The sequence below is a fragment of the Rugosimonospora africana genome (assembly GCF_016862975.1).
GTDB classification, from domain to species: domain Bacteria; phylum Actinomycetota; class Actinomycetes; order Mycobacteriales; family Micromonosporaceae; genus Rugosimonospora; species Rugosimonospora africana.
In genome coordinates, this window is record NZ_BONZ01000110.1 from 1 (window position 1) to 19,602 (window position 19,602).

16 protein-coding genes are annotated in these 19,602 nt (G+C 70.4%); 8 read left to right on the forward strand and 8 right to left on the reverse strand.

Annotation, left to right across the window (positions count from 1 at the left end; translation table 11 throughout):
- Positions 1 to 262: 262 nt before the first annotated feature.
- A complete protein-coding gene (locus Raf01_RS45260; RefSeq protein WP_203924352.1) occupies positions 263 to 1,363 on the reverse strand; it encodes an acetate/propionate family kinase in 1,101 nt (366 codons plus the stop codon).
- 92 nt (positions 1,364 to 1,455) lie between these two features.
- Between Raf01_RS45260 and Raf01_RS45265 the strand changes: the two genes are divergently transcribed.
- Positions 1,456 to 2,187, forward strand: coding sequence for a hypothetical protein (locus Raf01_RS45265; protein WP_203924353.1), 732 nt, complete (start codon positions 1,456 to 1,458; stop codon positions 2,185 to 2,187).
- A 79-nt stretch (positions 2,188 to 2,266) separates the two neighbouring features.
- Here Raf01_RS45265 and Raf01_RS45270 read toward each other — a convergent pair whose 3' ends face one another.
- Together Raf01_RS45270 and Raf01_RS50275 are read right to left on the reverse strand one after the other, a co-directional pair.
- Positions 2,267 to 3,274, reverse strand: a complete 1,008-nt coding sequence (locus tag Raf01_RS45270; RefSeq protein WP_275413203.1) for a DUF3500 domain-containing protein — start codon at positions 3,272 to 3,274, stop codon at positions 2,267 to 2,269.
- Between the two features lie 51 nt (positions 3,275 to 3,325).
- Positions 3,326 to 5,404: a glycosyl hydrolase family 79 C-terminal domain-containing protein gene (locus Raf01_RS50275; protein ID WP_239134483.1), complete on the reverse strand. Its 2,079-nt coding sequence runs from the start codon at positions 5,402 to 5,404 to the stop codon at positions 3,326 to 3,328.
- Positions 5,405 to 5,818: 414 nt separating this feature from the next.
- Here Raf01_RS50275 and Raf01_RS45280 point away from each other — a divergent pair, with 414 nt between their 5' ends.
- The 3 genes from Raf01_RS45280 to Raf01_RS45290 all read left to right on the forward strand — a co-directional run bounded on the left by Raf01_RS45280 (position 5,819) and on the right by Raf01_RS45290 (position 8,195).
- Positions 5,819 to 6,469 carry a hypothetical protein gene (locus Raf01_RS45280; protein ID WP_203924354.1) on the forward strand — a complete coding sequence of 217 codons (651 nt, stop codon included), beginning with the start codon at positions 5,819 to 5,821 and terminating at the stop codon, positions 6,467 to 6,469.
- 128 nt (positions 6,470 to 6,597) lie between these two features.
- Positions 6,598 to 7,137, forward strand: a complete 540-nt coding sequence (locus Raf01_RS50280) for a hypothetical protein (protein ID WP_239134484.1) — start codon at positions 6,598 to 6,600, stop codon at positions 7,135 to 7,137.
- Entirely contained in the window at positions 7,134 to 8,195 is a 1,062-nt protein-coding gene (locus tag Raf01_RS45290; RefSeq protein ID WP_203924355.1) for an alpha/beta fold hydrolase, read from the forward strand. Before Raf01_RS50280 ends, Raf01_RS45290 begins: the two co-directional genes overlap by 4 nt.
- 73 nt (positions 8,196 to 8,268) lie before the next feature.
- Here the strand turns inward: Raf01_RS45290 and Raf01_RS50740 are convergent, their stop codons facing one another.
- The gene (locus tag Raf01_RS50740) at positions 8,269 to 9,357 is read right to left on the reverse strand and encodes an AF_0692 family protein (protein WP_203924356.1); all 1,089 of its coding nucleotides are present in this window, start codon (positions 9,355 to 9,357) and stop codon (positions 8,269 to 8,271) included.
- A 160-nt stretch (positions 9,358 to 9,517) separates the two neighbouring features.
- On the opposite strand from Raf01_RS50740, the gene Raf01_RS45300 reads away from it, so the two are divergent.
- Positions 9,518 to 10,378, forward strand: a complete 861-nt coding sequence (locus Raf01_RS45300) for a hypothetical protein (RefSeq protein ID WP_203924357.1) — start codon at positions 9,518 to 9,520, stop codon at positions 10,376 to 10,378.
- A 47-nt stretch (positions 10,379 to 10,425) separates the two neighbouring features.
- Here the strand turns inward: Raf01_RS45300 and Raf01_RS45305 are convergent, their stop codons facing one another.
- The 4 genes from Raf01_RS45305 to Raf01_RS45320 all read right to left on the reverse strand — a co-directional run bounded on the left by Raf01_RS45305 (position 10,426) and on the right by Raf01_RS45320 (position 16,122).
- Complete coding sequence (locus Raf01_RS45305) at positions 10,426 to 11,922, reverse strand: glycoside hydrolase family 10 protein (protein ID WP_203924358.1); 1,497 nt, start codon at positions 11,920 to 11,922, stop codon at positions 10,426 to 10,428.
- Positions 11,923 to 12,500: 578 nt separating this feature from the next.
- Positions 12,501 to 12,677 carry a hypothetical protein gene (locus Raf01_RS45310; RefSeq protein WP_203924359.1) on the reverse strand — a complete coding sequence of 59 codons (177 nt, stop codon included), beginning with the start codon at positions 12,675 to 12,677 and terminating at the stop codon, positions 12,501 to 12,503.
- 138 nt (positions 12,678 to 12,815) lie between these two features.
- Entirely contained in the window at positions 12,816 to 13,988 is a 1,173-nt protein-coding gene (locus Raf01_RS45315; protein WP_239134488.1) for a lytic polysaccharide monooxygenase, read from the reverse strand.
- 334 nt (positions 13,989 to 14,322) lie between these two features.
- Positions 14,323 to 16,122 carry a sigma-54-dependent Fis family transcriptional regulator gene (locus Raf01_RS45320; protein ID WP_203924361.1) on the reverse strand — a complete coding sequence of 600 codons (1,800 nt, stop codon included), beginning with the start codon at positions 16,120 to 16,122 and terminating at the stop codon, positions 14,323 to 14,325.
- 188 nt (positions 16,123 to 16,310) lie between these two features.
- On the opposite strand from Raf01_RS45320, the gene Raf01_RS50305 reads away from it, so the two are divergent.
- The 3 genes from Raf01_RS50305 to Raf01_RS45335 form a co-directional block, all read left to right on the forward strand.
- Entirely contained in the window at positions 16,311 to 16,658 is a 348-nt protein-coding gene (locus tag Raf01_RS50305; RefSeq protein ID WP_239134489.1) for a Rossmann-fold NAD(P)-binding domain-containing protein, read from the forward strand.
- A gap of 248 nt (positions 16,659 to 16,906) precedes the next feature.
- Positions 16,907 to 18,559: a ferritin family protein gene (locus Raf01_RS45330; RefSeq protein ID WP_239134490.1), complete on the forward strand. Its 1,653-nt coding sequence runs from the start codon at positions 16,907 to 16,909 to the stop codon at positions 18,557 to 18,559.
- A 132-nt stretch (positions 18,560 to 18,691) separates the two neighbouring features.
- On the forward strand, positions 18,692 to 19,602 hold a 911-nt coding region (locus Raf01_RS45335; protein WP_203924362.1), incomplete at its 3' end, for an NADH:ubiquinone reductase (Na(+)-transporting) subunit F.

The window sequence follows — 19,602 nt, forward strand, 5'->3', positions numbered from 1 at the left end:
CCCCCCTCGATACCCCCGACTATCACGAGAGCGAATCCTGGAAACCATATCTGGCGGGCTTGGCGATCGACATTGGCCATTCGCGCAGAATCCATTCATCCCGCCGCCGGCCGAATGGTGTCCGGAGGGCCGATTCGCGCTCGTGACCAGCGGGAACGAGCCCTGTCGGGGGCCGCACCGATGAATCGATGACTATCTCTGAAATAGTCGCGGCGCCGTATAAGAATGGGATTGTCGCTATTCGCCACAGCGCGGGTCCGACCTACAGTGCCGTCGACGTCTCGGCCGCCAGTTGCAACTCCTCCCGGGGCGCGATCACCAGCACGTGCACGGCCGAACCCTCCGGGCTGATCGCGCCGTCATCCGCCCGGTTGCCGCGGACCGGCATCGGCACCCCCAGCAGGCCGAGGCCGGCACAGACCCCGTCGCGTACCTCCGGCTGGTCCCATCCGATCTCGCCGGTGAACACCACGGCGTCGAGCCGGTCGAGGCTGGTCGCGGCCGCGGCGATCTCGCGGCGTACCCGGTGGACGAAGACCTCCAGGGCGAGCGCGGCCGACCGGTCAGCGTCCGCGGCGGCGACCAGGTCCCGGGTGTCACTGGACCGGCCGTCCGACAGGCCGAGCAGCCCCGAGCGGTGGTTCAGCCCGTCCTCCAGTTCCGCCACGCTCAGCCGCGCCGTACCGTCGGGTTCGGTACCGAGCAACCAGAGCAGCAGCCCCGGGTCCACCGCTCCGCTGCGGGTACCCATCGGCACGCCGTCCAGCGGCGTGAACCCCATCGACGTGTCCAGGCTGCGCCCGTCGCGCACGGCACAGACCGAGCTCCCGCCACTCAGGTGGGTCATGACCACCCGGAGGTTGTCGACCGCCCGGCCGGTCAGCTGTGCGGTACGGCCCAGTGCCCAGGCGTAGGACAGCCCATGGAACCCGTACCGGCGCAGCCCCCACCGCCGCCGCCACTGCTCGGGCAGCGGAAAGGTGGCGGCGGCCTCCGGAAGCCCGGCGTGGAACGCGGTGTCGGGGCAGACCACGTGCGGTACGCCGGGCAGCCTGGCGCGCAGGGTGTCCAGGATGGCCAGGGCCGGCGGTACGTGCAGCGGCGCGAGCGGGGCGAGGCGGTCCAACTCGCCGCGTAGCCGGTCGTCGACCAGGCTCGGGCGGCGTACCCGGTCCCCGCCGTGGACGAGGCGGTGGCCCACCGCGTCCGGTGGCCCGTGCCCGTTGAGGAATCCGGCGATCGCCTCATCGGTGGCGGCCGACCCGGGCGGTTGAGTCGAGTCGAGCCGCCGGGTCTCGTGTCCGTCCTCGACGCAGACCAGGTGCAGGCTGTGTGAACCGGCATTGACGGTGAGCACGTTCATCGGATCGACTGGTTTCGCCTCACGCTGGTTCAACGAGCGGCCCCGCCAACCGGGCCGCCCACATATCGGGCCGGGCCGCCTATATTGGGCCGATGAACGATCCCGCCTCCGGTCAGCCGCGTGATTCCCGAGCGGGCTGGCGCGACGCCGAAGAGGTCGGCATCATCCGGGTGTCCGCCGATCGCGGCGACCGCGACGGCGACGGTCGTGGCGGTGACGGTCGTGGTGGCGGCGGTGGCGGTGGCGGTGGCGCGGACATCATCGAGGCGGGTGCGGTCGCCTCGCGCCCGCCCTGGCGGCGCTCCACCACGGCATGGGCCCTCGTCGCGGCGATCCTCGTGGGTGGCCTGGCAGGATATCTGGTCGGGGTCCGGCACGCCGGCACGCCGGTCGCGTCGCCGTCCACCAGCCCGCAGGCGCCGGCCCGCCAGCCGGCGCTGGTCGGCACCGGCAACCGCTGCGCGGTGCAGCTCGGGAAGCAGTTGCAGCTGGGCGTCGAACTGGTCAACGGATCCGACGCGGCGACGACCATCGACCGGGTGGAGGTGGATCTGCCGTTGAACGGTCTGCAGCAGCTCGATTCGGCCTGGGGCAGCTGCGGCCAGCTGACAACCGCCCGGGCCGGTGGGCACCGGCTCGACGCCGGCGCCGTCGGCTGGGTCACCGTTACGTTCGACGTGCTCGTACCGTGCCCGTCCGCGATTCCGGTGGGGTTCATCTTTCAGTACGAGCACGGTGGCGAGCCCGGCAACACGGAGGTGTGGGGCTTCTCCGACCTGGGCGAGGTGACCTACACCGGGTGCCCGACCGGCACGTCGGGCTGACGACCCCTCAGCAGCCGCCCGCGCGCCGTGAGCCGTCGGTGTGCCGTGAGTCGGCCGTATGTCATGAGCGGTCCGTTTGTCATGAGCGGTCCGTATGCCGTGCCGCCCGGTGGTTGCCGAGCACGTCCTCACCGAAGTCGCTCAACGGGCGGCGCAGCACCGTGTGCGCGTGGTTGCCGTCCTCGCTCGTGTTGTCGTACTCCAGGAGCAGATCCGGGCCCTGAATCCGGTAGTAGTGCCGCTGACCGGGCCGCAGCGGGCCCTCCCAGGCGAAATGCAGCTCGTCCCGGTTCACCCGGGCCACCTCGCGCGCTGCCACCTCATCAGGCAGGCGGCCGAGGTACAGGCCGACGAGCTGATCCAGCAGCGTGCGGGCGCTGGCGTCGAGCCGGACAGCGGCGATACCGCGAGGCTCGATCGGTACCCGCACCCGAGGCCGTACCGAGCTGTGGATGTCCACCGGTGCCTCGTCCGCCACGACCGCCTGAGCCCGCCCACCGTCGCCCATCGCGTCGAGCAGGTCGCGGGCCAGGTCCTCCTCCGGAGCCAGCGGGCGCACCACGTCCCGGCCGGCGTAGCTGACCCGGGCTGGATTCGCGCCGAGAAACACCGGTGCGGGGGAGACCTCCTCCCCACGGACGGTCATGGTGACCGACAGGTGGTGTCCCTCGAAGCGCCACGCCCACGGCTGGTCGCCATCCGGCTCGCCGAATACCACGACCCAGTAGTCGTTGCTGTGCCGCTCGTTGACCCAGTTCTCCCGGCGGTCCAGGGTCTCCTCCAGCCCGATGATCGTCATCGCCTGGGCGTACGCGTACGGGCTCAACCCGGTGGCGAGCAGCCGGTGTGCCGCCTTGCGCTGCGCCGGGCCGAGGTCGGACAGGCTCGCGCCCGGGCGCGGCTCGGGCCGGTACTCGATCCACCGGCGTGACTGGTCGTCCTCGAACGGCAGGTGGCCGAGCGCGGCCCGGGGCTCGTCGAGCCCGGCGAGCAACGCGGACGCCGCGGCGCGCATCCCGGCGGCGGGCGAGCTTGAGGCGGGCGAGTTCGAGGCGGAGGAATTCGAGGCGTGGGAATTCGCGGTCACCGGTCCTGTATACCCGGGGCACCGCGGGTCGGCGGTGCCCCGGCTCGTGTCTCAGGCCAGCTTCCAGCGCTGGTTGGTACCGCTGCCACAGCTCCAGATCTGCAACCGGGTGCCGTTGGCGGTGCCCAGGTCCACCGCGTCCAGACACTTGCCCGAGTGGGTGTTGACGATCGTGCCGTCCGAATTGTCCTTCCACTGCTGGGCGGCCGTACCGTTGCAGTCCCACAGCTGGACCGCCGTTCCGTTGGCGGTACCGGCGCCGTACACGTCCAGGCACTTCGCGCTGAACGGGTTGACCAGCGCGCCGCCGCTGGCGGTCCACGCCTGGTTCCAGTTGTGGTTGCACGTCCACAGCTGGACCGGCGTGGTGTTGACCGTGCCGTTGCCGGTGAGGTCCAGGCACTTGCCGCTGGCTTGGCCGACGATGGTCTGGCCGGTGACCGGTACCGGCGACTGGGTGACTCCGGCCGTCGGAACCGTCAGCACCACCGCGCTGCCGGTCGGCACCGAGACGGTGTACGCGCCGGAAGCGGCCGGGACGGACGTGCCGGCCGGGATCGCGATCGTACCGTCGGCCCCGACCTGCGCGCCCTGCACGTGAATGCCGCTCGCGCCGGCGGTCAGCGAGGCGCCGGTCATGGTGACCGCGGTGGCCGGGCCGCTGCCGGTCAGCCCCTTCACCTGCACGCTGACCGGGGCACCGCCGACCGCGTCCTTGTCCAGCAACAGCACCCGGGTGTTGCCGTCGGCGCCGCGCACCGCGTACGCCTTGACCGAACCGGACGAGACGCCCACCGGCAGGAACGAGCCCGCGCCGAGCCGGCTGACCATGAGCATCCCGTAGTACAGCGGCGCGGCGCTGAACACGTTCCCGGAGAGGTTCGACGCGCTGGTGGCGCAGATCGCCGCGTAGTTGCTGCCGCACACGTCCAGGCTGCCGTGCAGGTTCATGCCGGTGACGCCCTGCTGCGCCCCGTTCAGCAGGTACTCGATAGACCACAGCGACGAGGCGTAGACGTTGCTCACCCCGGGCGTGCCGCCGCACGCCGACGAGTTGGTCTCGTCCATCCGGAACGACCGCCCGCGGGCCAAGGACAGTGACACGTCGGTGGCGAAGCGGAGCGTCTCGTTGGTCGCGGTACCCGTCGAGAGCAGGTCCGACACCGTGGCGGTGGTGCCGCCGCAGTTGCTCAGCGGGTAGTAGTGCGCGGCGGCGAAGGACAGCCGCGACCCCTCGTCGTCGAGAAACTGCCCGGGAATCACGCCGGACCAGTTCGGCCCGATGAGCGGCGTCTGGGTGCCGACCGCGTTCGCGCAGGACTGCCACTGCGGCAGGTACGTCGAGTAGGAGTAGCCCGCGTACAGGTCCGGCTCGTTGCCGCATTCGACGCCGAGCAACTGGGAACCCAGGGTCGTGCGGGCGTACCCGGCCTCGTCGGCGACGCTCACCGTGTCCAGGTACTTCAGGTTGACGCCCAGCTCGACCTTCCACCCCGCCGCCCGGCTGAGCGCGTCCAGCCGGTCGAGATCGGGACGGCTGACCACGGTCGTGGCGTACGACGGCACCGTCCGCCCGCCGGGCTGCCACCAGGTACGCGCGTCCATCGAGTTGCCGCCGAAGCGCAGGTGCCCGCTCGTGGACAGGGTCCGCATCAGGTTGACCAGGTTGCCCCGGCTGCTGTCCAGCACCTGGGTGGGCAGGATCGCCGCCTCGAAGGACAACCCGAGGTAGTCGGCGGGCAACTGGCCCGTGGTGTGCAGCGGGTCGATCGAGACCGCCGCGGTGGTCGCCGCCGGCGCTGCGGGCACAACTGCGGGCACAGCTGCGGGCGCTGCGGGCACAGCCGCGGGCGCCGCCGGAGCGGCGGACGCGCCGACGGCCCCGACGGTCGTGGTAGCCGCCGCGACGATGACCGCCGCGATGATGACTGCCGGGGTGGCGGTCAGGAACCGGCCGCGCGAGCCATGTGGCCGGCGGCGCGCGGGGCTCTGGCGGGTGACGCTGAGGCGGGTGGGGCTCTGGCGCGCGGGGCTCCGGCGGGCGGGGCTGCGGCGGGCGGGGCTCTGGCGGGTGGCGCTGTCGTCTGTGGCGCGGTCGTCTGCGGCGCTGCGTAGGCGAGGAACGTGCACGAGGTGTCCTCCCGGCGGGGTCTGCGGAGCGACGGTTCTCTTAACAAGCCTTGCTATTACGCGTACTCGCCGTCCCTGCGGAGTTTGTGCGGGGAGTGGGTACGGCGAGTAACAGGCAGAGAATCATCCTAACTGGCATATGTCAATACCACGATGGCGATTCGGTGCCCGAGTGGATCGCCAAATTCGCAGCTCAGCGGTTTGTGCGGGACTTATTTCCGCAGTCGTATGAGTGCATCGCCAGGGCATCAACGTTGACCACCGTCACGGATCGTTCATCATCGTGAACGCTTGGGCCGGGTGCGCGGCGACCCCGTTGGGAAGCGGGGATTCGGCGGAACTCAACGCAGTACGCCTAAATTGTCCGTATTCTCACCATAACATGGCTTTCAAGGCATATCAGAGGTGAAACGAATGACAACGGTCCAACCACGGCATCAAACGTTGGAGGCACTCGCGGAGACCGGCTTCGCCGTCCTGCGCCCCTTCGCCGGCAAGATTGACCCGAGTGAGTGGGAGAGCCTCACGTACCTGGACTGGCAGTCGGGTGGCGACACCAACTTCGCGGTACTGGCCTCGGCCAACGGGGACGACGACCCGCGCGGTTTCTGGGAGCACGGCAAGCCGGACAAGGACGGCGTGTGGACGAAGAACGCCGAGCGTGCGCCGGGACTGTGCGACTGGGTGCGCTCGGTGGGCTCGCCCTATGGCCGGGTACGCGTCATCAAGCTCCAGCCGTCGACCGACCTGGCCTCGGTGACCGACCGGTACCTGCACCAGGACGACAACAACCGGCTCAACCCGGAGGGAGCCGGCTGGGTCGTCCGGGCGTGGCTCAACCTCACCGACAACCCGGACAGCTACATGGTGCTGCGCGAGGACCGCGACGATCCGTCGACCGAGCGCCACATCCCGTTGCCGGCCGGCGCGCAGTTCGTCGTCGACACCGAGCGCCTGTGGCACGCGGTGTACCACGTGGGCGACGCGCCCCGGTACGCGATGATCACCAGCTTCGAGTCGGGCCCGACGCTCAAGGCGTGGATGGACGCAAGCGCAGCGTCCTGACTCTCCGACCGAATGACCGGGCCGGCCGCGACCTGTGCGCGCCGGCCCGGTTCGCGTACCGCTCGGGCCACTCCTTGACATTCGTCGTCAAGTACTTGACGATGCTCGTCAAGAGACCGGGAGGTGTCATGAGACCGAGCCGTGCCGAGCTGGTCGACCAGCTTCTGCGCATCCTCGACATCAGGCTGCTCGACCCGATGGAGATCCTGCTCGACGACGGCCCCACCGGCACCGGTGCGAGTCGCGGTGCCGGTGGTGGCAGTGCGAGTGACGGTGGTGCGAGTGGCGCTGCGAGCAGCGACGCGGTCGGGGCGCTGCGGATCCTGCTGCGCCGCCGGGTCGAGACCTGGGCCCGGCAGATGACCGGCGACGACGACCAGGCCGCCATCCGTGCGGTCATGCGCGTGATGTCGACGCTGTACCCGGCCGACGGGCCGTTCGAGCCGCCGGTCGACTGGTGGGCCTCGCCGCTGGGCCAGGTGCTGGCGTACCGCGTCGGGCACCCCACCGCGCAGTCCGTCCCGTACCCGGTGGCCGGCGCGATGCTCGGCATCACCCGGCAGGGCGTTCACGACCTGGTCAGCCGCGGCAAGCTCGCCCGCCACCCGCAGGGCGGGGTGGTACCCGACTCGATCCGAACCCGCCTACTTCAGGGAGAGCCACGTTGACCGCGCCAGACATCCTGCTCACGTCGCCCGCGGTGCCGATCGTCGCCCGCGACTTCGGCGGCTCCGGCGACCCGTTGCTGCTCCTGCACGGGGCCGGTGGGAACCTCGCCACGATGACCGGGCTGGCCGCGGCGCTGTGCCCGGCGTTCCGCGTGGTGACCGTCGACCTGCGGGGACACGGCCGGTCCGGCGACGGGCCGTGGAGTTGGGAGGAGGTGCTGGCAGACCTGGCCGCGGCCGCCAATGAACTCGGCCTGCTCCGTCCGGCCGTGGTCGGCATGTCGCTGGGCGGGATGCTCGCCGCGCAGTGGGCACACCGCCATCCGGAGTGCCCGGGGGCGGTGAGCCTGGACGGAAACCCGACGCCCAGCCGCGCGGACCAACTGGCCGGCATGCCGCCCGCCGACGCGGCGAGTGAACTCGACCGGTTGCGGGAGGTGTTCGCCGCGATGTCGGCGGCGATGGCCACACCGATGACCGTGGAGCAGGTCGAGGCCGGGCGGGAGGCCGCGCGCGCCACCGCCCAGCGGTACGGCGGCGCCGAGGACGACTGGGTGGAGAGCTTCGAGCGCGGCCTCGCGCCGTACCCGGACGGCAGCCGCCTGCGCCCCGAGCCGGACCTGACCGAACAACTGCGGCTGGCCATGGAATCGCTCGACCTCGTCCCGGTGTACCGCGAGGTCCGCTGCCCGCTGCTGCTCGTGCTCGCCACCGAGGACCTACCGGAGCAGCAGCCGTTCCACGAGTTGTACGCCGCCTACCGGCACGGGCTCGTCGAGCGGATCGCGACCGTGCGGAACAACCCGTGCCTGCGGGTGCTCCCGCTGGCCGGCGCGAGCCACGCCATGGTGGCCGAACACCCCGACCACGTCGCCGCGCTGATCACCGGCTTCCTCACCGGAGCCGAGGCCGGGGCGGGAGCGGGAGCCGGGGCGGGAGCGGGTGCAGTGGCGGGAGCCGGAGCCGCTGTCGCTGTCGGCGCCAGCGCCGGGGCGGTTGTCAATGCCGGTGTCGATGCCGGTGCCGGGACCCCGGCCCCGGCACCGGCGGGCGCCTGACCGCGCGCCGATTGTGGAGTAGCCCGATCTGTGGAGTGGGCGGCCCGATCCGTGGAGTGGACTGTGGAATGCGCTAGGGAGTGACCGCCGCCGGATCGGGCGCGTGCACCGGCTCGACCGCCCGATCCGCCGGGGCGCGCAGCGCCCGCAACTCCAGGGCCAGCAATCCGAGCGCGGCCAGCGCGAAGACCACGTGGCTGACCGGCGTGACGACCGGGCCGTCGCCCTCGATCGGGTGCGTGAGGAACCCGTGCCACGCGTACGTGAGCAGCGCGCCACCGGCCAGCGCGAGCCGGTGCGGGGCACCCCAACCGGTACGGCGGGACCAGGCGCGTACCGCGACCGGGACGGCCGCGATCGCCGCGATGAGCAGCGGCAAGCCGGCCGCGGTCGGCAGTTCCCGGGCGAGCATGAACGCCGCGCCGGCTGCCAGCGCGGCCACGAACGGAACCCAGGCGGCCGGCGCCGCCACACCGCCGGCACGGGTAGCGCCGGCACTGACACCGCCTGCACCGCCTGCACCGCCCGCACCGCCGGCGCCGACAGCGCCCGCACCGCCAGCCGGAGCGGCCTGCCCCGGTACCGGCGGCAGCCGCAGCGCGACGACCGCGAGGGCCACCACCACGATGACCACCACAGCCAGCGCCGGCCACGGGGCGAGGAAGTGATCGGTGGCGTACGAGGTGGCGACCGTGGCCACGGACCCGACCCCGAACAGCACCGCCGCCACCACGAGTCCGGGAGCCCGCAGCCAGGGCGTCGTGCGCCGCTTCACGGTCAGGCCCTCGACCAGAGCGATCGGTACGCTGATGCTCCACACCGTGTGCAGCGTCAGCACGAACAGCGTCCAGGGCACCGCGATCCCCAGCGCCGGGACGAATCCTCGGTCGAGCAGGTGCGCGTGGGCGTAGTCGGGGTCGAACAGCGACTGTGTCGTGATGCCCTCCTCGAACACCCCGTACGCGAGCGCCAGCAACACGATGCTCGGCCAGCCGCGGCCGGTGCGCCGGGTCACCTCACGGATCAGGATCGCTCCGCCGCCGTACATCGGCGCCAGCAGGACGAGGGCGAACAGGTACTCGACCGTGAAGTCGCCGAGCAGGAATTCGGCGACGAGCGGAGCGAGGAAGAACAACAGGATTGCGGGAGCGACCCGTCGCATGGCGCTGTCTCCTTCGGTGCGTGATCCGACCACACCACTGTCGCGCCCGCGCCCCCGTCCGGGTCAGTGTCAACGATCCCGAGTCGAGCAGTACGGATGTCCTACCGTCCGCGCCATATCCGGTGGCGGCGCCGGGCGGCGGGTGGCTAGTGTCGCGGCTGTGAACCCGCGCCTGGAGATCGCCCGCGACCGGCCCGATCTGGCAGAGCGTGCCGATGAGATCTTCTCCGCCGGCTGGCCGGAGTTCATCTTCCACGAGCCGACCGTGAACAGGTACGCCTCCCGCGTCGCGGAGTTGTTCGCCGACCTGAACTTCCTGCTGCTCGACGGCGGCGCCGGCAATGCCGGCGCTGCCAGTGAGGGCGCCGGCGGTGAGGGCGCTGCCAGTGACGGCGCTGGCAGTGAGGCTGCTGCCAGTGGGGGCGCTACCAGTGAGCGCGCCGGGAGCGACGGTGCCGGCCGCGACACGATCGTGGCCGGCGGCTGGGGAGTGCCGGTGTGCTGGAACGGCACCGTCGAGGACCTGCCCGGCGGGTACACCGGCGCGATGGTCCGGGCCGTCGAGGAGCACGGCCGGCAGCCCGACACGCTGGTCGTCATGGCGGCCCAGGTGCGCGAGGACTGCCAGGGCCGGGGGCTGGCCGCCGACCTGCTCGGCCGGATGTGCGCACGGGCCGAGCGGGATGGGCTGTCCCGTGTCATCGCCCCGGTGCGGCCCACGCTCAAGGCCCGGTACCCGCTGTCGCCGATGCGGCGCTTCATGCACTGGACCCGGGACGACGGAGCACCGCTGGATCCGTGGCTGCGCACGCACCACCGGATGGGTGCGGTGATCCTGGCCGAGGCGGAGCGCTCGATGACGATGACGGGCACCGTCGCCGAGTGGGAAGGGTGGACCGGCATGCGGTTCCCCGACTCCGGACCCTACGTCGTACCCGGCGCGCTCGCCCCGGTGGTCATCGACCGTACCGCCGACCGTGGCGAGTACGTGGAGCCCAACGTCTGGGTACGGCACCGCTGAGCCCCACGGCACCGGGACGGGCTCCCGCCCCGGTACCGGAGCCGGCGTCAGGCGCAGGTGGTGCCGTTGACGGTGAAGCTGGTGGGCACCGCGTTCGTACCGCTCCACGAACCGTTGAAGCCCAGCGACGTGCTGCCACCGGCCGGGATCGTGCCGTTGTAACTCACGTTGGTGACGGTCACCTGCGCACCGCTCTGGCTGAACGTGCCGTTCCACGACTGGGTCACCTTCTGGCCGTTCGCGAACGTCCACCGCAGCGTCCAGCCGTTGATCGCGGTCGAACCGGTGTTCGCGACCGTCACGTTGGCGGTGAAGCCGGTGTTCCACTGGCTGGCCACCTGGTACGTCACGTGGCAGCGGCCGGACGCGGGCGGCGCGCTGGTCGGTGGCGTCCGGGTGGGTGACGTCGAGGTCGTCGGCGTCGAACTGGGCGGTGTTGAACTGGGCCGCGTCGAACTGGGCGGCGTCGAACTGGGCGGGGTGGTGGGGCCGCCCAGCGCCGCGACGATCGTGTCGTACAGCGGCTTCTTGGCAAGGTTCGCGTCCCACGGCAGCGGAGCGCCCTGCCCGGGGAACGTGCTGGGTACCCACGAGTACTTGTCGGTGTAGTCCCAGATGGTGATGCCGACGCACCGGCTGACCGCCAGGCATGCCTTGACCACGTTGGTGTAGTACGTCGCCTGGGTCGCGTCCTGGGCGGCCGTCTCCGGAAGCGGCATGCGCACGTCCAGCTCCGTGATCGCGACGTCCAGCCCGAGATCCGCGAAGCGCTGCAGGTTCTGCTGCATGTTTCCGGGAAACCCGTACTGCGTGGCGAGGTGTCCCTGGATCCCGACGCCGTCGATCGGTACGCCCTGCGACTTCAGCGACGAGACAAGGCTGTACATCGCGTCCGCTTTCGCGCCGCTGCCCTCGATGTTGTAGTCGTTGATGTACAGCTTCGCACCCGGGTCGGCGGCGTGCGCGGTGCGCAGCGCGTCCGCGATGTACCCGACCCCCATCGCGTTGTAGAACACGTCGGTCCGGTACGTACCGTCGTCATTGAATGGCTCGTTGACCACGTCCCAGGCGAACACCTTGCCCTTGTAGTGCGTGGCCTCGTTGGTGATGTGGTTTTCCATCGCCGCCTGCACCTGGCCCGTGGGCAGGCTCGACACCCAGCCCGGCAACTGGTTGTGCCACACCAGGTTGTGGCCGCGGATCGACATGTTGTGCTGCTGGGCGAGTGTCACTACGGCGTCGCCCTTGGTGTAGCTGAACTGGCCCTGGGTCGGCTCGGTGGTGTCCCACTTCATCGAGTTGCCCGGCGTGAGCTGATCGAATTCACCGCCGGTGAGGATGGCGACGTACGGGGCGTCGGTCAGCTCCGGGTTGTCGGTGGCCGAACCGAAGTACCGGCCCTTCGCCTCGGCGTACTGGGCGAGCGTCGAGGCGGCCTGCGCCGGGCGCTGCGGCGCGACGACCGCGACGGCGATCCCGGCGCCGAGGACGGCCAGGGCGGCGGCGAAACCGGCGGCCCGCCGTCGAGCGAGTGTCCGTGACATGGCTGAGTGCTCCTTGAGATCGGAGGTGTTCCACGAGGTCGGAGGTCCACGAGTTCGTGGCGCTCACCGAGATCCGCCGGATGCGGATGCGGCGCCCGGGGACGCGGTGAACGAACGGCAAGGCGCGCCGCGCCAAGGGGCTCGCGGGGCTGGCAGCGCTCGCGAGGCTGGCGGCGCCCGCGACGCTGGCGGGGTCCCGGTCGGATCGGCCGGACCGTCCGGGCACCGGCGGCTCGGTGGTCGCAGCCGGCCGGCGTGCCCTGTCCACGGGCGGTCCGTGACGTCGAAAGTTCCCGAACATGTTTCGACGATCGCTGGCTGGCGACTCTAGGTGCCTCGCCGCGCCCGCGTCAAGACATTGACAATCGCCACTGCTTCACGAGCGAACCGTCCCGAAGGGACGGTCCCGAACGAACGTCACGAACGAACGTCACAAACGAACGTCACGAACGAACGTCACGAACGAACGTCACGAACCGGCTGCCGGGAACGAACCGGAGGGTGCGGCACGCTGACCGCCACGGATGGAATCGGGTCACGGATCGGGCCACGGGTGCGGACCGGGCCACGGGCGCGAATCAGTCCGCCGCGTGGCGCCGCCGCTGGTGTTCCTCCAGCCGCACCGCGAACTCGGCGTCGATGTCGTCGGGAACCGGGCGCGGCACGATCAACACGACCACGCCACACTCCGGGCACGTCCTGATTTCCCACATCGAATCGTCGTCCCCGGCCGGCTCCATCTCCACGCCGGTCACGAGCCGGCCGGTACCCGCGCCGGCAGCCCTCAAACCACGGCCCTCAAACCCGCCGCCCGCAAACCCGCCGGCCCATCCGGGCCGGCGGATTCGCGCGGGCGCGCGGGTGTTGCCGCGCCGGTCAGGTGCCGGTGACGGTCAGGCGCTCGTGCACGTCAGGCCGGTCACCGAACTGCCGGCCGTACCGGAGCCGAGGAACCCGAACGACGTCGACGCGCCGGCCGCGAGAGCACCGTTGTAGTCGACGTTGGCCACGCTGACGTTCGCGCCGCTCGCGGTCAGGGTGCCGTTCCAGATCTGGGATATCGACTCCCCGTTGGCGAACGTCCACTTGACCGTCCAACTTCTGATCGCGGCGGAGCCGGCCGTGACGGTCACCGACGCCTGGAAGTTGCCGGACCACGAACTCGTGACCTGGTAACTGGCGCTGCATCCGTTGCCGGCCGGGGGCGGCGTCGGCGACGACGTCCGGCTCGGCGTCGGCGACACGGTGCGGCTCGGTGTCGGGGACACGGTGCGGCTGGGCGTCGGCGACACGGTACGGCTCGGGGTCGGGCTGGCACGGGTCGGCGTCGGCGTCGGCGAGCCTCCGCTGCCCGGACCCATGCCGGTCACCTGGCCGTTGCCGCCGTCGAACACGACGTCGGAGCAGCCGTAGAACGTCTCGCTGCTGTCCGAGCGCTGCCACACCGAGTAGATGATGTGGCGGCCGGTCTTCTGCGGCAGCGTGCCGGTCCAGTAGTAGTACGAGTTGACGCTGCCCGGGTCGCCGACCGACGGCGGGTGGTCCGCCGAGGAGAAGGCGGTGCTCTCGAAGTCGTCCCAGGTCAGTGGCGAGTTCTGGTCCCAGCCGTCCTTCGTGATGTAAAGGTAGAACCAGCCCGGGTGTGCCGCCCACTTGTTGTACTGGAACTGCATGGTCGCACCCGAGGTGAGGTGGGTGACCGGCCAGTCCGTGCGCGGGAGGTCGTAACCGGAGAAGTCGTAGACCGTCGCGCCCGCACTGCACAGCTTCCCGTCCGGGATGAAGCCGCGGGTGCGGCCGGCGCCGTCCGAGCGCAGGACCGCGAACCAGTTGTAGAGCCCGTTGACGCCGCTCTGCGCGACGGCCGCGGAACAGGCCGGGTTGTTCGGAATGATCTGGCCGGTCGAGGTGAGGCCGTCTTCGTAGCAGAGCCAGGTGCGGCTGCCGGGAATCTGGAGCGCGCCGTGCGCGGTGGCCGGCATCGCGAGGGCGAACACCGCGCCGGCGGCCGCCAGGCTCAGCGCGGCCCCCGCGCCGAGCAGTTTGTACCGGAGTCTCAGTCTCACGGGAGTGCCTTTCGACGTGTCGCGTTGACCCAACGTCAGGGCAGCCAGGTTGTCCCACGAAACGACGGGCCACTCGCGACGATCGCCGGACATGATCTTCTCCGCGTGACCGTCGGCGCCTCGAAAACAAGCACCTTGAAGATCGGTTATCCGAAAATCGGTATCCGAAAAGCGGCACGCTGAAGAAGCAGTTCAACGGCGGGCGGTCCGCCCAACCTGGTCGCCAGCGAGACCCGAGCCCATAAGGCATTGATATGTAACCATGAATATCGCGCCGGTGGCAAGCCGTACCGGCTGCTCAGCTGTCGAACGAGGCTCGGCTGCCGAAGGGCGCTCAGCTGTTCGGCGCGATGATTCCGTATTCGTGGATCTTCCGGTAGATCGTGGCCCGGGAGATGCCCAGCGACTCCGCCGCCTTGACCTTGCTGCCGTCGAAGTCGAGCAGGCTGCGTACGATCGCGTCCCGCTCCATCGACTCCAGCGGGCTGAGCAGCCTCCGGCTGACCGTCCAGCACTCCGGCGGCAGGTCGTGCGGGTGGATCACGCCGGTACGCCGGTGCTGGGCGACCCAGCGCAACACCTGCCGCAACTGTGCGGTGTTGCCCGGCCAGCTGTAGCGCAGCAGGAACTGCATCGCCTCGGGGGAGCAGACCAGCCGGCCGTCGTGACCCGCCCGGCTGAGGAAGAACGGAACCAGGTCGTGCAGGTCCTCGATGTGGTGGCGCAGCGGCGGCACCTCGACCGTACCCGGGAAGAACCGCAGCACCTCGGCGAGGTGTCCGTCCTGCTCCCGTCGGGTGAGCGTCACGGCGACCCACAGCGTCTCCTGCCGGCCCGCCGCCCGGCAGGCGGCCAACTCCGCGGCCAGTACCCGCAGCTGCTGCGCGTCCAGCCGGTCGACGTGCTGGATCACCACCGCGCCCTCGCCCTCGCGCAGCTCCCGGCACGTGTCGGGCAGCCAGTCGTCCTCGATGGCCTGGGCCGCGTCGAGTACCCGGAGCCTGCCCGCAGGCCGGCGGCGCTGGAGCACCGCCCGGACGACGGCGAGCTTCCCGGCTCCGGGCTCGCTGACCAGCGCGAGCCATTCGCCGGTGTCGTACGCCGTTTCCACCTGGTGGCAGGCCCGCAGCCAGAGCGGCGCCGAGCCCACCAGGCCGGGTACGAAGGTCAGACCGGAACCTCCGGTGTCGGCCACCGGCCGGCCGGCCGGCTCGATCAGCTTCACGTGCATGACGCCGCCCGCCGGCTGCCCCTCGGCCAGCACCGGACGGCAGTACATCCGCGCGGTCAGCCCGGTGGGCAGCTCCACCCGCAGCGTGTGCGACTGGTTGCCGGCCAGCGACTCGCCGGCCCGGGCGAGCAGCACCGACTGGTCCGCGGGGTCGAGCACCCGCCGGGCGTGCTCGTTCATCATCACCGTGTCGCCGTTGATCGCGAAGACGATCCCGGCGGTCCGCCGGCAGGTCCGCAAGTATTCCTGCAGCAGCCCGAACTCCCGGTTCCGGCTGTCCGTGAGCAGAGCCAGCCGGATCTGGTCGGCGGTGGTCTTGGCGAGCGCGACCAGTAGCGGCCCGGCGTCCTTGCGCCAGCAGGTCAGGTCGACGGCGCCGACCGTGCGGCCGGAGATCGGGTGCTGGATCGGCACGCCCGCGCAGGCGAGGTCCTCCAGGTGCTCGGCGTAGTGCTCGTGCCCGAACACGTGCATGGGCCGGCCGCCCTCGAGGGCCGTACCGATGCCGTTGGTCCCCACGAACTCCTCGGCGTAGCTGAAGCCGGGGGCGAGCCGGACGCTGTCCAGGTGCCGGTCGAGATCACGGTCGGCGGTCAGCCGGCTGAGCACCACGCCCTGCTGGTCGGTGAGGATGATGCTGATCGGCTGGCCGTCCAGATGCTCGCGCAGGTGCCTGAGCACCGGCATCGCGCTGCGGGTCAGCGGGGTGTCGAGGTCGGGGTCGCGGACGTAGGACAGGTCGATGCGGTCGGCGGCCACATTCCAGTGCCGCGACCGCCACCACGACGCCAGGATCGCGTCGCGTACCTCGTCCGGTTCGAACGCGTCAGCGGTCAGGAACCGCTCCCTCGTCTGCGCCAGCCGGTCTCCATCTGTGTTTTTTGGGCGTGGTTTGGGCGACATCCGGTCCCCCCAGCCTCCCGGACCGCTCGCACCGGCGTGGGATTCCGGGCGCGCGGCGATGAAGGTTTCGTCGTGGTTACAAGATAGGCGGCGGGGCGCCCCGATGTGTCTCATGTTGAGACCGCGAATGTGCCTTTCGCGCCATCTGATGCTGGCGGCGGTACCCGTCGACCGGACGGAGGCGCGCAATGGATCAACCAACGGCGGATCAACGAGCGCCGGCTCAACCAGCACCGGATCAACAAGCGCCGGATGAACCAACGTCGGATCAACCGACGTCGGACCAGCCAGATCAACCGCCGGGCTCCCGGGCCGAGAGCTTCAACCCGTGGAGCATCGTCAACCTGGTCTTCCACCACCTGGCGGCGCAGGGTCTGCACCCCGTACTCGGAGAGACCGGGGACCCCGGCGTGCCGGCGGCGCAGCTGCTGCGGGCGCTGGGGATCGAGCCGGTCGTCGAGGGGGACCGGCGGGTCTCGGCGAGCGTCCACGCGCGGCTCGCCGAGGTGCGCGCCGCCGTGTTCGGCGATCAGTGACGGCCGGTACCGGGCCGATCGCGGCTGATCGTGGCCGGTTACCTGCCGTCTCATGATGAGATGCGTGGCGCCGCCGCTACGGGGTGTGATTCGGCCTGAGGGGCCGCCCGGTGGGGACCGCCTGACGGGACCGGTCCCCACCGGACGGGGTGTGTCGCCGGCGAGGCCGGGTGCCGGCGGTACGACAAGGCGAACCGGCTGAGGACGGGTGAGCCTCAGCCGACCCGAGTGACGGGTGAGGAGTGACCATGAGCCGTCAGAGCGTTGCGAAGGCTCACCAGAAGATCCAGGAACTGTCCTGGGAGCCGATGTACCACGAGCCGGTGTCGCAGTACGGGACCGACTACACATTCCAGAAGGCGCAGAAGAAGGACCCGCTCAAGCAGGTCCTGCGCTCGTACTTCCCGATGCAGGAGGAGAAGGACCACCGGGTGTACGGCGCGTCCGACGGCGCCATCCGCGGCAACATGTTCCGCCAGGTCCAGGAGCGCTGGCTGGAGTGGCAGAAGCTGTTCCTGAGCATCATCCCGCTGCCGGAGATCTCGGCGGCCCGGGCCATGCCGCTGCTGTTCCGCACGGTACCCAACCCCGAGCTGCACAACGGCCAGGCGATCCAGATGATCGACGAGGTACGGCACTCGACGATCCAGCAGAACCTCAAGCGCCTGTACATGAACAACTACATCGACCCGGCCGGCTTCAACTCAAGCTTGCGCAACTTCCAGAACGACTACTGCGGCACCATCGGCCGGCAGTTCGCCGAGGGCTTCATCACCGGCGACGCGATCACCGCGGCGAGCATCTACCTGACGATCGTGGCCGAGACGGCGTTCACCAACACGCTGTTCGTGGCCATGCCCGCCGAGGCCGCGGCGAACGGCGACTACCTGCTGCCGACCGTGTTCCACTCGGTCCAGTCCGACGAGTCCCGGCACATCAGCAACGGGTACGCGACGCTGCTCATGGCGCTGTCCGACGAGAGCAACCACCAGTTGCTGGAGCGCGACCTGCGCTACGCGTGGTGGAACAACCACCGGGTCGTCGACGCGGCGATCGGCACCTTCATCGAGTACGGCACGAAGGACCGGCGCAAGGACCGGGAGAGCTACGCCGAGATGTGGCGCCGGTGGATCTACGACGACTACTACCGCAGCTACCTGGTGCCGCTGGAGAAGTACGGGCTGGTGATCCCGCACGACCTCATCGAGGAGGCGTGGAACCAGATCTGGAACAAGGGGTACGTGCACGAGGTGGCGCAGTTCTTCGCCACCGGCTGGCTGGCCAACTACTGGCGGATCGACCCGATGACCGACAAGGACTTCGAGTGGTTCGAGTACAAGTACCCCGGCTGGTACGACCGGTACGGCAAGTGGTGGGAGAACTACAACCGGCTGTCCCGGCCCAACGGACACCACCCGATCGTGGCGGAGGACGTGGACTACCAGTACCCGCACCGGTGCTGGACCTGCATGGTGCCCTGCCTGGTCCGGGAGGACATGGTCATCGACGAGGTCGACGGGCAGGTGCGCACGTACTGCCACGAAGCCTGCCGGTGGACCGACACGGTGGCGTTCCGGCCGTCGTACCAGGGGCGGTCGACCCCGAACATGGGTCAGCTCATCGGCGCCCGTGAGTGGGAGACGCTGTACCACGGCTGGAACTGGGCCGACGTGGTCACCGACATGGGGTACGTGCGCGACGACGGCAAGACGCTGGTCGCGCAGCCGCACCTGGACCTCGACCCGAAGAAGATGTGGACGCTGGACCACCTGCGCCGGATGCCCCCGCTGCAGAGCCCGAACGTCCTGCTGAACGAGATGACCCCGGAGGAGCGCGCGGCGTTCCATGCGAACTACGTGCGCGGCGGCCCGGCCGGGCGCCCGGCCCCGACCGACGCCTGAGCCGACCACCCGGACATCGACCACCCGGACATCGACCACCCGGACATCGACCGACCGGGGGAGGGGCCGCGGCCCGCGCGGTCGCGGCCCCTCCCGCACCCGGATCCACAGCGCGTGACCCGCGAGGGAGTCATGGCAGACAAGCACGTCGTGCGGTTCGAGCCCGTCGGCATCGAGATCGAGGTCGACGAGCGGCAGACGGTCCTGCGGGCCGCCGCCGAGCAGGGCATCATGCTCATGCACGGCTGCAAGGAGGGCCAGTGCGCCTCCTGCAAGTCGTTCGTCCTCGACGGCGACGACATCGAGCTGGACCGGTACTCCACCTTCGCGCTGCCCGACTACGAGAAGGAGGAGGGTTTCACCCTGCTCTGCCGGGCGCACGTCTACGAGGACGTGACGATCGAGCTGCTCAACTACGACGAGGAGATGATCCGTTCGGGGCTGCCGATCCAGGAGGCGGTGGCCGAGGTGGTCGCGAACCGGCCGGTCACCCATGACCTGCGCCACCTCGTGCTGCGGTTGCTCGAACCCGCCGAGATCATGTTCTTTCCCGGCCAGTACGTCGACATCGCCGTCCCGGGCACCGACGCCAGCCGCTCGTTCTCCATGGCCAACACCTCCAGCCGGGGCAGCGGCGAGTTGGAGTTCGTCATCAAGGTGTATCCGGACGGCCTGTTCTCGCACTTCCTCGACCGGCAGCTGGCGGTGGGTGACCGGCTGCGGCTGACCGGGCCGTTCGGGGTGTTCACGCTGCGCGACAGCGACGCCGATCTGGTGTTCCTCGGTGGCGGGGCCGGCATGGCGCCGATCCTGTCGCTGCTGCGGTCGATGGCCGAGCGCGGCATCCGCCGGCGGGCCACCTACTACTACGGCGCGCGAACCCGACGGGACCTGTGCTTCGAGGAGGAGTTGCGCGCGCTGGAGGAAAAACTGCCCGGCTTCCGGTACGTGCCGGCCCTGTCCGAGCCCGCCCTGTCCGAGCCCGCCCTGTCCGAGCCCGCCCTGTCCGAGCCCGCCCTGTCCGAGCCCGCCCTGTCCGAGGA